13 protein-coding genes and 1 other RNA gene are annotated in these 12347 nt (G+C 47.8%); 6 read left to right on the plus strand and 8 right to left on the minus strand.

Going from position 1 to position 12347, the window contains the following annotated elements; genetic code table 11:
- Nucleotides 1-108 precede the first annotated feature (108 nt).
- Both ssrS and B2899_RS17490 read right to left on the minus strand, forming a co-directional pair.
- A non-coding RNA gene (ssrS, locus tag B2899_RS17485) (6S RNA) lies at nucleotides 109-290 on the minus strand.
- 252 nt (nucleotides 291-542) lie between these two features.
- Complete coding sequence (locus B2899_RS17490; protein ID WP_146812408.1) at nucleotides 543-743, minus strand: hypothetical protein; 201 nt, start codon at nucleotides 741-743, stop codon at nucleotides 543-545.
- 216 nt (nucleotides 744-959) lie between these two features.
- On the opposite strand from B2899_RS17490, the gene B2899_RS17495 reads away from it, so the two are divergent.
- The 3 genes from B2899_RS17495 to B2899_RS17505 all read left to right on the plus strand — a co-directional run bounded on the left by B2899_RS17495 (nucleotide 960) and on the right by B2899_RS17505 (nucleotide 3345).
- The gene (locus B2899_RS17495) at nucleotides 960-1559 is read left to right on the plus strand and encodes a DedA family protein (RefSeq protein WP_146812409.1); all 600 of its coding nucleotides are present in this window, start codon (nucleotides 960-962) and stop codon (nucleotides 1557-1559) included.
- Nucleotides 1560-1670: 111 nt separating this feature from the next.
- Nucleotides 1671-2825 carry an S-layer homology domain-containing protein gene (locus tag B2899_RS17500; RefSeq protein ID WP_286887429.1) on the plus strand — a complete coding sequence of 385 codons (1155 nt, stop codon included), beginning with the start codon at nucleotides 1671-1673 and terminating at the stop codon, nucleotides 2823-2825.
- 22 nt (nucleotides 2826-2847) lie between these two features.
- Nucleotides 2848-3345: a dihydrofolate reductase gene (locus B2899_RS17505; protein WP_286887431.1), complete on the plus strand. Its 498-nt coding sequence runs from the start codon at nucleotides 2848-2850 to the stop codon at nucleotides 3343-3345.
- Nucleotides 3346-3404: 59 nt separating this feature from the next.
- On the opposite strand, the gene B2899_RS17510 is transcribed toward B2899_RS17505, so the two are convergent.
- From B2899_RS17510 to B2899_RS17520, 3 genes are all read right to left on the minus strand, one after another.
- Complete coding sequence (locus B2899_RS17510; protein ID WP_286887432.1) at nucleotides 3405-4301, minus strand: permease; 897 nt, start codon at nucleotides 4299-4301, stop codon at nucleotides 3405-3407.
- Nucleotide 4302: 1 nt separating this feature from the next.
- Complete coding sequence (locus tag B2899_RS17515; protein WP_286887434.1) at nucleotides 4303-5172, minus strand: TIGR03943 family putative permease subunit; 870 nt, start codon at nucleotides 5170-5172, stop codon at nucleotides 4303-4305.
- 109 nt (nucleotides 5173-5281) lie between these two features.
- Entirely contained in the window at nucleotides 5282-5395 is a 114-nt protein-coding gene (locus B2899_RS17520; RefSeq protein ID WP_146812414.1) for a GTP-binding protein, read from the minus strand.
- Nucleotides 5396-5566: 171 nt separating this feature from the next.
- On the opposite strand from B2899_RS17520, the gene B2899_RS17525 reads away from it, so the two are divergent.
- The gene (locus B2899_RS17525) at nucleotides 5567-6874 is read left to right on the plus strand and encodes a PAS domain S-box protein (RefSeq protein WP_286887436.1); all 1308 of its coding nucleotides are present in this window, start codon (nucleotides 5567-5569) and stop codon (nucleotides 6872-6874) included.
- Between the two features lie 99 nt (nucleotides 6875-6973).
- Here the strand turns inward: B2899_RS17525 and B2899_RS17530 are convergent, their stop codons facing one another.
- Nucleotides 6974-8905, minus strand: a complete 1932-nt coding sequence (locus tag B2899_RS17530) for a heavy metal translocating P-type ATPase (RefSeq protein ID WP_286887439.1) — start codon at nucleotides 8903-8905, stop codon at nucleotides 6974-6976.
- A 578-nt stretch (nucleotides 8906-9483) separates the two neighbouring features.
- The gene (locus B2899_RS17535) at nucleotides 9484-9918 is read right to left on the minus strand and encodes a Dps family protein (RefSeq protein WP_146810461.1); all 435 of its coding nucleotides are present in this window, start codon (nucleotides 9916-9918) and stop codon (nucleotides 9484-9486) included.
- Nucleotides 9919-10149: 231 nt separating this feature from the next.
- Here B2899_RS17535 and B2899_RS17540 point away from each other — a divergent pair, with 231 nt between their 5' ends.
- Nucleotides 10150-10767 carry a TetR/AcrR family transcriptional regulator gene (locus tag B2899_RS17540; RefSeq protein ID WP_146810459.1) on the plus strand — a complete coding sequence of 206 codons (618 nt, stop codon included), beginning with the start codon at nucleotides 10150-10152 and terminating at the stop codon, nucleotides 10765-10767.
- A gap of 109 nt (nucleotides 10768-10876) precedes the next feature.
- Nucleotides 10877-11131, plus strand: a complete 255-nt coding sequence (locus B2899_RS17545; RefSeq protein ID WP_146810456.1) for a DUF1507 family protein — start codon at nucleotides 10877-10879, stop codon at nucleotides 11129-11131.
- A 102-nt stretch (nucleotides 11132-11233) separates the two neighbouring features.
- On the opposite strand, the gene B2899_RS17550 is transcribed toward B2899_RS17545, so the two are convergent.
- Complete coding sequence (locus B2899_RS17550) at nucleotides 11234-12190, minus strand: ABC transporter substrate-binding protein (RefSeq protein ID WP_146810472.1); 957 nt, start codon at nucleotides 12188-12190, stop codon at nucleotides 11234-11236.
- Nucleotides 12191-12347: the final 157 nt, after the last annotated feature.

A 12347-nucleotide genomic window follows, 5' to 3' on the forward strand; every position in this document is an offset into this window, starting at 1 on the left:
CTGCACATGAAAAAACTCTCATCACCTGGGATGAGAGTTTTTTCATGTGCAGACAAATAAAAAGAACACGTTACGTCCGACAAAAGTGTTCTTCTTCATTCATACATATATAACCCCGCCTATGCCGTTTCATCCCCATGTTTCAAAACCCGCTCTCGCAGGTGGGTGTCCGCAAAACTACTTCCGCTGTCTCACTCACAGCGAGCATAGCGTCCACAGCTTAATCTTGGACTCCCTTGTTATTCGTAAGGTTCGAAACAATAAAAATGAATCGCACATCGCAGGCTCTGTATTCGTTTTGATGACTATATAATAACCCATTGACGAAGTTTTTGCAAGACATGTATCTTTTCTGTGAAAATTGTGAGGAAAGAAGGAGAGATAAGAGGAAATAAGATCCAGGAAAAAAAAGGCGTTCGCCTTTTTCCACATTGAAATCATCTCCTCGTTCTCTTCCCTATTTTCCTTCGTACCGCAAAAGTCAGACGTCCTTCCCATCATTTTCATGTCGGGGTTGCGTCTGAAAAGCTATGGTGGCTTTATTAAAAGATGCGCATAGATTCGTCGCTTGCCTGATTTTGCTGTTCAGCTCCATACAATGCTTCATAATGAGAAATAAACTTTTTCGAATGATACGTACGTACATCTGCATCGTACCGATCCTCACTGCTGTCCAGGCTCTCAATCTTGGATGCGTAATAATTGGCCCATGCATTGTGCCATTGCTTAGCAATCCAATTCATGACTTGAAAACCCCTTTACAAAAATGTAGTAATAGTTAATTCTTACCCACATTTTTTAGGGATTATCACATTTTGTTCAAATTTATTTCAAAAAATTATTTAATTGCACTTGCTTCCTGCACTTATGCTGCATGCTCCTCAATTTGTCGGCAATCTTTTAATCTTATGGGAAACTCTTTATAATGGGGAAAGAAATCAAACATAATGGGGGATAATATGGACGTTGATACATTAATTGGGCTTATCGGGCAGTACGGCTATGCCGCGCTCTTTTTTTGTTTATGGCTCGGCATCGTCGGCATGCCGATTCCAGATGAAGTCGTGGTTATGACCGGGGGATTCGTGACTGCGCTCGGCCTGCTCGATCCTATCCCTGCGTTTCTTATTACGTATCTCGGCGTGGTCTCCGGCTTGTCCATCGGTTATGGCCTGGGGCGTGTAATGGGACCGCCGGTGCTGAATAAACTGCAAAAGAAGAAAAACATTGATAAATATTTAACCAAATCATACGACCTAATCAACAAGTACGGTTCTTATTCGCTGTGCATCAGCTATGCATTTCCGATCGTTCGCCATCTTGTACCCTACCTCGTCGGTATTGGACGTATGCCGTTTGCGAGCTATGCGCTGTTTTCCTATACGGTAGGTTTCGCCTGGACACTTGTGTTCTTCATGGTTGGCCGTGCGTTCGGCCGCTATATCGATAAAATCGGGACCGCCGTGCATGACTACGGTCTCTTGGCACTGGGCGTACTGCTGGGTGCGAGCATCATTCTCTGGATTGCCGTACGCCTGCGAAGCAGGCCCGCTTCTTAACACGTTCAGCAATCGCGTAGTCAGATAGGGCTAATTGCAGCATTAGCGGAAACCTTCCTGCTTTTTCCTTCGTCTTAAGAGATAGGAAATCGATCAGGAAGGAGCTTGTTTATGCTTAAGAAACGTGTTACGCAAACCGTCGCCTCCGCCACTGCCGCACTTATGCTTCTCTCGGGAAGCGGAACTGCAGCGGCCGCTCCCGCGTTCACTGACGTCCCTGCTGGCCACTGGGCCTGGAAGAACGGGGCAATCTCGTGGGGAGTCAGCATGCATGTGATTAGCGGGTATGGAGACGGAACTTTTAAACCGAACCGCACGGTCACCGAAGCAGAATTTCTCCGTATGCTGGTAGGCCTGTATGTCCAAGACCTCGAGATGACGGGGAAAGAATGGACCGAACCGTATTATAAAAAAGCGCACAGTCTCGGCTACCCGCTCGCCGGCTTACATAATACGAAGGCACGCCATACCACCATTAGCCGGACGCAGGTAGCCGAGCTGATCGCTGCAGCAGACGGAGTACACTACTCGGGAAACAATGCAATTCAGTATGTACTGGGCAAAAAGCTGGCTTTCGGCAAAGTTCCCGGGGAGACAAGTATCGAGGCGTACCGGGGCAAAGATCCGCTGACTCGCGCAGAGGCGGTACAGCTTTTGAAAACGGCCAAAGAGCGGGGATTGTCGACGTTGAAAGCCCGCCCGGCAGAACCGTCCGATCCGGCGCTGCTGCCACCGCTTTCCGGCGGGAATGGACAGAGCCGTCCGGCCGTGAAAGATGGCATCATTTATATTGAAGGCATGCCGGAGAAAATTACGCTGAAGCTGTTCAAAGAGCAAAACTGGCCGTTCACCACGTATTATCCGTCCGACATGATTGCGGAGAAGGCCAGTTCCGGTGAAGGTGACTCCGTACAGTTTATCGTAAACTTCAACGGATACCGTAACGATAAAGCGTTCATGAACGTATACTTCCCGGCCAATCATTCGCAAAACGAAGAAGACATGGTGTCCTTCATTCAAACGTACGGATACAAAGCGGAGCATGAGCAGCAGATCAAAGATACGCCGTGGGCCATCAGAGCATACGCGTATACAGAACAGGGGTACTCTCATCGCCTGCTGCTCGGCAAACATGCGGGCAGGTACTTTATCGTTCAAACCGTATACCCTTTTGAATACGGAGACGGTATGGCACCTCGCACCGCAAAAATCTTGGAGGAATGGCTATGGAACGACAGCGGCAAACCGCTCTCGTCCGGCCAATAACCAGCTTTAAGGAGACGTTCTCATGATTTCCATCGTCGTCGCAATGGATAGGAACCGGGTCATCGGCAAAGAGAACCGGCTTCCCTGGCATCTGCCGGCCGACCTGAAACATTTTAAGAACCTCACAATGGGGCATGTCATCGTGATGGGCAGAAAAACGCATGAGGCCATCGGTCGTCCGCTGCCGGGCCGCACAAACGTAGTGCTTACGCAAAATCCGGATTATAGGGCGGAAGAATGCGTGGTCCTGCATTCTGTAGACGAAGTGCTTACGCGCTTTAAAGGGGAACCGATTGACGTGATCGGCGGCGCCCAGATTATCAAATTGTTTTTGCCGTATGTCGACACGCTTCATCTAACCATAATCGAAGCAAGCTTTGAAGGTGACGTCTACTTCCCTGAGATCGATATAACAGAATGGAAACTCGTCTCCAAGCAAAAAGGCATCAAAGACGAAAAGAATCCATACGATTATTATTTTCTTACGTATAAAAAACAACCGGACCGTTTGGTCACTTGAACAGCGAGTTCAAAACAAAAACGGAGCAGAAGATCGCTCCGTTTTTGTTTCTCCCTAATTCATTTAGTCGAAAGATCCGTGTAATTCACCATCACTCCAAGTAAAAGAGTAAGCACAAAAGTAACAAAGAATGTCAGGATTACTACTTTTCGATGAAATGCGCGCGGCAGCAGCAAAAAATTACGAATATCAATCATCTGCCCAATCACCAGAAAACCAAAAACGCCGCCCACTGTGCTTACTCCGGCCAGAGAACGGGCGACGAACGCATCAGCCTGAGCACATAGCGAAAACAAAATACCGAGCCCCATCATTCCCACTACCGAGCCTATGGGATGCTGCCCTACCGCACTCAGTATGGATGCGGGAAACCATACTTGAATAGCGGCGGCCACCGCTGCACCCGCAACAATGAACACGCCAACCTCAAACAATTCCCTCAATGCATGACCAAGAACACCTGCTATTAAAAAAAATCGGGTACCAGAAGTCGGAACGGTGGCAGACAGCGCGACAGGTGCCAGCGGAAATGGCTTAACCTTCTCGATTCGCAACCAGAGGAACAGCCAGCCCACCAGGACTGCGATACTTAGGGCCGCCACGGTGCGTAATCCCATCATTACGGTGCTGCCGCCAAACGCCACATAGGTCGCTACCATCGTCAGCGGATTTATCGCTGGTGCCGCAAGCACGAATGCCATCGCCGCCGAAACCGGTACTCCCTTCTGCATTAAACTCCGTGCCACCGGCACTGCGCCGCAGTCGCATACCGGCAGTACAAGCCCCAAGAGCGAAGCATAAACGACTGCCAGCGTTTTGCGCTTTGGTATCATGCGCAAAAATGTCTCCTGCGATACCATGCTTTGAATAACAGATGAAACCAGTACTCCCGCCAAAACAAACGGAAGCGATTCAAGAAGAATGGATAAGAAAACGGTTTGCGCATTCTGCCACACGTTAGCTTTCACCTCCGGTCAGGTCGATTACCGGCACCGAAAGATATGGTTCAGCAGGCTCTGGAATCACTTCAACCTGCGACGCTGTCAGAACCGGCTGCACCACCTGACCGTACGTCCAATTCAACGGCACAAGTGCGTCTGCTCCCGGCATCTGCCGTACGTTCAGCCCGCCCTGCACATTCACCCATGTATTGTCTTTCAATCGTGCCATAACCGGGCTTTCGGCAATTACACCAATCGGAATCGCGTCGGCGGCGCAACAGGAGATCGCAAAGCGCATCAGGATAATCCGTTCGGACGGCCAGCCGGGCGGATGGTAGACAATGCCCGTCAGCCTGTATGGCCGTTTTATATACTGTTCCTTCTTATCATAAAAATGCTCCTGCATATCCAGAAGCGAGAGTTCGGCCGCCTTTTCCGATGAGTGGGACTGCGACAAAGAGAGCAGGCGATTATCAAACAAAGGTGGCATAACAGCAGACGGCACACGATCTTTCTCTTGTGGAACCGTGTGTCGCGCCGTATCCAGCATAGAAGTGCCCAGCGATGAAACCGGAAAACAGATGCCCAGCACAGAAGGCACCATGAGCAGCAGCCAGGATAGGCGCAGCGGCGAACGAAGCGGGCGATCGCAGCAGTCGCATCTACTCTCTTCTCCGTTACGATGCAGACAAGTAACGAAAGCATATACGGTCATCAAACATATCAGCACCATCATTCCTACCGTTAAAAAAACAAAGGACGGCGCCACCAGCCGATTGATTTCCCCGGTTTTTATAACCTTGTACAAAAACAGAGCGAAGTTGAGTAGAATCATCCCCTGCGCAAATCTTCCCACATCAAATTGCCAGCTTTCACTACGCATCATGGTTTGTCCCTCCTTTTCTTGATCACTGTATGCATACAATTAAATAATAATGATTCTTTTTCACAAAAGAAAAAGCATCCTGCACACACAGGATGCCCTCCATTGTCTTTCATCCGAACGCCGCCTGGTTCATGCCCACGTCAATGAACACAAGCTCCGTCATGCGATCGCCCCAGTCAGGGTCCCAGGTTGCCACCCAATCCGGATTTTCTTCCCGATACATCTGCTGCTCTTCTTTCGTCTCCGATAAATATTTTTGTTTAGTAAAAAAGAAAGAGTAGAATATGCGGGTAAAATACAAATTTAGGTTAAAATTTTTTGCATTTAATCTCGATAAAAATTACGGATATAGTAATATGATAGAAGCGACTTTGCTAAAGACGGAGGAATCTTTATGTTTTCCGATTTCAAAATCTATAAAATACCCATCCTTTATATTCTTTTCTCTTCCATATACATTCTAGTGTCCGACAAATTTATTATGGAAATACTGGATCAGTCTGCGAATACGTATTTGATTAATGTTACCAAAGCACTCATATTTACGTTTATTACCGGAATTGTACTCTACATCGTAATTCGCCGGGATGTCATCTCCTCTCATCTCTCGAAACAGGCCTTAGAGGAGAAAGAAAAACAGTTGCGTGAAAGCGAGCAGCTGTACCGGCGACTCGTAGAGCTCTCCCCTGACATGATTCTGGTCCATCAAGAAGGAAAATGTCTATTCATTAACACATCCGGTGCCCGCATGCTTGGCTATGACGACCCGCAGGAACTCATTGGTCAGTCGCTCTTCGATTATATCCATCCGGATTATCACGAAGGAGTCAAACAACGCATTCAAAAAATGATGAAAGAGAACATTTCCGCAGAGCCAGTTGAGGAAAAGCTCATTCATCGAGATGGCAGCATTCTTGACGTAGATGTGGCGGTCACACCGATTCAATACAACAAGCAGCCGGCCATAATGGGAGTGATTCGAGACATTACCGATCGCAAAAAGACCGAAGATGCGCTGCGCAAAGCCGACACCTTATCAATCGCCGGAAGCCTGGCGGCAGGGGTTGCGCATGAAATCCGCAACCCGTTAACCGTGCTGAAAGGATTCATCCAGCTGTTTAATCAGGAAGGAGACACACATTTTCCTTATTCGAAGATTATGCTGTCCGAGGTCGATCGTATCGAATTAATTATTAGCGACTTTTTGATGCTGGCCAAACCGCAGCATGTCCGTTTCAGCAAAAATTCTCTGCAGGAGATCGTCCAGCATACAATCAACCTCTTTGAAACGCAGGCCATTATGAAAAACGTCCGGATTATCCCCAATTACGGACCGGACCTGCCGCAGGTGGATTGCGAAGCTAATCAGCTAAAGCAGGTATTCATCAACATTTTAAAGAATGCGCTTGAAGCCATGCCCCAGGGAGGGAACATTCATGTTCGAGTTCTGCGCAAAGACGAAAAGCACATGCTCGTCCGCTTCTCCGATCAGGGTGTGGGGATCTCCCCGGAGAAAATTCAGCGGCTGGGTGAACCCTTCTATACAACGAAAGAAAAAGGAACCGGGCTCGGTTTAATGGTAAGCTACAACATCATCAAAAACCACAAGGGCTATATTGAAGCATATAGCGAGCCCGGCGTTGGCACGACATTTGATATTATCCTGCCGATCTCTTCACAACAGAAAGCAGCAGAAGAATAAAAAAAGGAAAGAGAAGGAGAGGAAAGAAGAGTCCGGGAAGAAAAAGGCGTTCGCCTTTTTCCACATTGCACTCATCCCCTCATGGCTATTCTTTCTTTTTCATGAACTTTTCAGCAGACGCAGCCCATTTAAAATAACGAGAATGGTGCTTCCTTCATGTCCGATGACGCCGAGCGGGAGCGTCAGCGACTGCGCAAAGTTAGACAGGATAAGCAAAATGATGATGCCGAGCGAGAAGGCGATGTTTTGTTTGATAATCCGGCCCGCCTTTTTTCCCAGGCGAATCGCCACCGGAATTTTCGTCAGGTCATCATTCATCAGTACCAAATCAGCCGTATCAAGCGCTACGTCGCTGCCAGCATTCCCCATTGCGATACCGACCGAGGCGGTGGCCAGTGCAGGCGCATCATTGACCCCGTCACCAATCATCGCCACTTTGCCGTACTTCTCTTTCAACGCTTTCACGCTCTCGACTTTTTGCTGGGGAAGAAGCTCGGCATACACTTCGTCTACGCCTGCCTCGGCAGCCATCGCTTCGGCCGTTGACCGCTTATCCCCGGTAAGCATGACGACCGTAATTCCCAGCTCTCTTAACTGCGCCACTGTTTCTTTCGCTTCCGCGCGAAGCGTATCCTGCACTGCCAGCAGACCGGCAATTCCCCTGTCGTTTTGCGCGAAAATGACCGTCTTGCCTTCCGCTTCCAGACGTGAAAGCAAGCCGAACAGCTCTTTATTTTCGCTTGCCATGTCTACAAACGCTTCTTTTCCGACTTTCCATGTCTGGCCTTCAAATTCCGCCACGACGCCAAATCCTGTCACCGCCTGCAGATTCTGCGGACGTGCCAGCGGCCGGCCCGTATTTTGTGCCTTCTCGGTTATCGCCCGGCCAATCGGATGCTCGGAAAGACTTTCGATGGAACCGGTGATCCACAGCAGTTCTTCTTCACTATAATCCTGCAGCGGCACGATATCGGTCACCTGTGGACGACCCATGGTCAGCGTACCGGTTTTATCAAACGCAATCGCACGAACACCGGCTAAATTCTCTAGATGGGCCCCCCCTTTGAATAGCACCCCCCTGCGGGCACTATTCGAAATAGCAGACAGCATCGCCGGCATAATGGAAGCAACCAGCGCGCACGGAGATGCGACAACCAGAAATACCATCGCCCGGTACAGCGTCTCGGACCATGTCCAGCCCAGCGCATAGTGCGGTATCAGCATCAACAATAATGTGATACCGACGACCGTTTTGGCATACAGCCCTTCAAACCGTTCGATGAATTGCTGTGACGGCGGCATTTCGCTCTGGGCGTCCTGCACCAACTGAATGATTTTTGAAAACAGGCTGGATTCACTTTCGCTCCCGACCTCGATCAGAAGCGACCCTTCCCCGTTCAGTGTACCCGCAAATACGGTATCGTCCTTTTCCTTTTCTACCGGAATGGACTCACCGGTAATGGATGCCTGATTAACGGAAGAGACTCCTTCGCGAATCGTTCCGTCCGCCGGAATACGCTCGCCCGGTTTGACAATGATCAGATCGCCTACGCTCAGCTCTTCGATTTTAATACGCGTCTCTACTCCGTCTTTATAGCGGAGGGCCGTCTCGGGTCTCAAATCCATCAGCGATTCGATATCACGGTAACTGCGCGAGAGCGTATAGCTTTCCAGCGCACCGCTCAGCGAGAAAATAAAGATTAAAATCGCTCCTTCAAACCAGTACCCGATGCTGGCCGCCCCGATGGCCGCCAACAACATGAGAAGGTTAACATCAAGCTCCCGCTCTTTGAACAGCGTGACAAGACCTTCTTTCGCTTTGGCATATCCTCCGATGAAGTATGCCAGCACATACAACACGAAAGGCCACACTGTTCCGCTGCTCTGCGTCATCCACGCACCGAATGTCAGCACTCCGCATACGACTGCTGCGATGCCTTCCCCATGTCGTTTCAACGTCTGCTGCCAGTCCGTCCCGGTGTTCGGTTTCACCGATACAGCCGGCGCACATGTCGATTTTATTTCGTTCATTTCCGCTCACCTCTGATAATAAATCTCAATTTTTCTGCAGAAAGCACGAATGCTGCTATCGTAAACGACAGCAGCACACCCGATTTCTAATTAAGAATGATTTTCATTTTTTGTTCTAGGTTAATTTTTTTGCATATAGGCAATTCAATTATAATTATTATAATTTACTTTTACCCTATTGGGAAGTGGAAAAATTAAAAATAGGCGAATTTTCATTGACGCATCTTCTACACCACTTTATAATTGATGATAATAATTATTTTCAATTAAGGGGTGGATACCCGATGGATGTACATGTAATTGAAGCTGCTTTGTTTATGGTTCTGCTGATTTCTTCGCCGTTCTTGCTGTATTCATTCGCCAAGGCCGGGCATGAGGAGAAGCGATGAGAAAATATAAAGCCATCTTCCGTACATAAAAACGCTCTGGAATCCAGCTATGTTCCAGAGCGTTTCTTAACTGTTCTGTGAAAATCCTGAAATAAAGAAATACGGAAGGAGAGAAAAAAGATCCAGAGAAGAAAAAGGCCGCTGCCTTTTTCTACGTTAAAATCCTCTCCTTATTCATTCCTCTGCATGTTATCCGAGGAATGAAGTAAGCATCCAGATATGTTTCTCAAGCGATGAGTGAATTGCAAGCAGCATATCCCCCGTCACTTCATCGTTCTCCTTGTCGGCTAATTCCATGCCTTCTTTCAGTTCTTTATTGATCTGTTCGAAATCATTGATGAGCGTTTGCACCATCTCACGTGCATCTTCTTTGTTCGTTGCTTCTTTTACCGAAGAGAGTTCAAGCGCCTCGCTCATCGTCGCTACCGGCGCGCCTTTTAAGGCCAGCAGGCGTTCAGCCAGCTCGTCGATATGAAGCGCCGCTTCGTTATAGAATTCTTCGAATTTCGCATGCAGCGTGAAGAACTGGCTTCCCTTCACATACCAGTGATAGTTGTGCAATTTTACGTACAGCACTGTCCAGTTGGCGATTTGTTGGTTCAATACTTCGGTAATGTTTTTCATTTTCCAACCTCCTGATATTGTTAATTTAGATATGTTGTTTATTTAAAATGATTATAATTAATTATACCAATTTTAGCAAATAAGTCAAGACACTAGAAGCAAAAATAATGATAACAGTCGTAGTCTTACCTTAAAAATCAAAATTATAATCGCCTGTCTATATGGGTTTTCTTTTCTCACTACCCATGATATAACTGACTTACCAGTTATCTAAGTGAAAAGAGGGCGATTATGAGCAAAAAACGAGGTCGGACAGAAAAAGGAGAAAAGAGCCGCCATCGTCTTATGGAGGCGGCGGCAGAAGAATTCGCCCGCAGTGGTTATCATGCGACCAAAGTCAGCGATATCGTGAAAGCGGCCGGCCTCACTCAGGCCGCGTTCTATTTGTATTTTCCGAGCAAAGAGGCGATACTTTCCGAGCTTGTAGCCGAATTTAAGCAGCAGTTGCGCGTATTCGGCGACTCCGGCAGCAATGTCACCGCGCTTGCTCCCTCTGACGTTCCTGCGAAGATGCGGCAAAACATTGAAGACGTGCTTACGTTTTTGCTAAAGAACCGCGAGCTTGTTCGTGTGGCACTGTACGAATCACCGGAAGCTACGGTGATTCATGAAGAGATTACAGGACTTATCCGTGAGAACGCCCGGAAGAATTGGCTGGCCGGCCATATCCGTGAAGGCCTTGCGCTTGATGTCGTCGCTGAATGCATATTTGCCACCATACACGCCTCCGCCGAACGCTGGCTGTTCAACGGAGAAAAAAGCGCGAAGCAGTTGGCGTCGGAAATCGCCGAAGTTCTGCAGTACGGCATGCTTGCCCATCGGCCGAAGAATGATCTCCCAAAAGCATAACGAAAGACTGCACATCTTCTCCTTTTTTGCTATACTCAAGATAAATGGCAAAAAAAATGACTTCCTTCTAAACAATGCAAGGATAGACAAGGAGAAGGTGGCTATTCCTATGAACGAAATAAAAGCACAAGCACTGCAACTGCTGAAAGCGGAAGCCGATAAAATCGAACACCTCATTGAGGTACAGCGCAGCAATCTGACAATGCCGAAATGCCCGCTGTATGAAGAAGTGCTCGATACGCAATTGTTCGGCCTTTCGCGCGTAATCGACTTTTTGACTCGCCTCGATTTGTTAAGCAAAGAAGAAGGAAAAGACATTTTGGACGAACTCGAAAAGCGGGTCTCAGCGAAAATCGGACAATAACCAAACAACCCAAACGCTGTACAATGCCGCGCAAAGCGATAAAAAGCGGGGAAACAAGTTGAGTGCTTGTTTCCCCGCTTTTGCTTTTTGCACTATCTAATATTACTGCTTTAAAAAGTATTTCTCCAAATCATCAAGCATCAGGTTGGCTGCTTTTATGCCGCCTGCCGTATTCCAGATAACATCATCCACTTTGTGGGCCTGCCCCTTCTTCACGACACTTAGATTCTTCCACAGCGGATCATTCGTCCACTCTTTCTCAGCTTGCGATGCCTGGCCGTCACCTGTTTCATATGTGAAATAGAATAGAATGTCGCCGTCCATTTCCGGGATACGTTCTTTTGTCACCTCATCGGCAAACTCATCTTTGTCCTGTGCAGCCGGACGGGCAAAGCCAATTTCATTAAGAATGATACCTGAGAATGTATCTTTGTAATAAATACGTGTTTTCCCTGTCATGAAACGGACAACGGATACTTTCGTGGAAAGCTTATCCCCGGCCTTTTGCTTAAAGTCAGCGATGCGCTTATCCCAATCAGCCAGCAATTTGTCACCTTCCGCCTTTTTGTTCAGCGCCTCGGCATACAGCTTGAAATTGTCCTTCCAGGCACCACGCAACTCTTCGCTAAATACAGTCGGTGCAATGGCGGAGAGCTGCTGATAAATTTTCTCTTGACGCATTTTATTGCCCAGAATCAAGTCCGGCTTCAACGCGGCAATTTTCTCCAGGTTCGGTTGATGTTCGTCTCCTACTACCGTTACACCTTCCATGTCTTTGGCGATATGCTTATAGAACGGTTCATCCGTCCCTGTCCACGATTTCACCGCACCGACCGGCTTTACGCCAAGCGCCAGCAACGCTTCCGTACCTTCATTGGTAAGAATAACCACTTTTTGCGGATGCTCCGGCACTTTTGTCTCTCCCATTGCATGTTTTACCGTGCGGGTCGCTTCTTCCTTCTTCGTCTCTTCCCCGCCTTTTTCAGAGACGGTTTGCTGTGAGCCGCATCCGGCGACAAATACTGCAAAAGCGAGCAGCATAGCCAGGAATGTAAACATATTTCTTTTCTTTCGTGCGTATGTAGCAAACACAGTTGTTCTCCCCTTTATTTTTATATTTGATAATGATTATCATTAACTTTTTTTATCCTATCTGCTCTGCTTCTTTTTGTCAATAGAATATGCTAAATAAGTGATAATGAATCTCAAAATCATT

The organism is Aneurinibacillus sp. UBA3580 (assembly GCF_002375825.1).
Lineage (GTDB): Bacteria > Bacillota > Bacilli > Aneurinibacillales > Aneurinibacillaceae > Aneurinibacillus > Aneurinibacillus danicus.

Coding starts and splice junctions, on each gene's coding strand:
- B2899_RS17525 (WP_286887436.1), top strand. CDS start 5,567: ATGTTTTCCGATTTCAAAATCTATAAAATACCCATCCTTTATATTCTT.
- B2899_RS17520 (WP_146812414.1), bottom strand. CDS start 5,395: ATGTATCGGGAAGAAAATCCGGATTGGGTGGCAACCTGGGACCCTGAC.
- B2899_RS17545 (WP_146810456.1), top strand. CDS start 10,877: ATGAACGAAATAAAAGCACAAGCACTGCAACTGCTGAAAGCGGAAGCC.
- B2899_RS17530 (WP_286887439.1), bottom strand. CDS start 8,905: ATGAACGAAATAAAATCGACATGTGCGCCGGCTGTATCGGTGAAACCG.
- B2899_RS17550 (WP_146810472.1), bottom strand. CDS start 12,190: ATGTTTACATTCCTGGCTATGCTGCTCGCTTTTGCAGTATTTGTCGCC.
- B2899_RS17495 (WP_146812409.1), top strand. CDS start 960: ATGGACGTTGATACATTAATTGGGCTTATCGGGCAGTACGGCTATGCC.
- B2899_RS17535 (WP_146810461.1), bottom strand. CDS start 9,918: ATGAAAAACATTACCGAAGTATTGAACCAACAAATCGCCAACTGGACA.
- B2899_RS17540 (WP_146810459.1), top strand. CDS start 10,150: ATGAGCAAAAAACGAGGTCGGACAGAAAAAGGAGAAAAGAGCCGCCAT.
- B2899_RS17515 (WP_286887434.1), bottom strand. CDS start 5,172: ATGATGCGTAGTGAAAGCTGGCAATTTGATGTGGGAAGATTTGCGCAG.
- B2899_RS17500 (WP_286887429.1), top strand. CDS start 1,671: ATGCTTAAGAAACGTGTTACGCAAACCGTCGCCTCCGCCACTGCCGCA.
- B2899_RS17490 (WP_146812408.1), bottom strand. CDS start 743: ATGAATTGGATTGCTAAGCAATGGCACAATGCATGGGCCAATTATTAC.
- B2899_RS17505 (WP_286887431.1), top strand. CDS start 2,848: ATGATTTCCATCGTCGTCGCAATGGATAGGAACCGGGTCATCGGCAAA.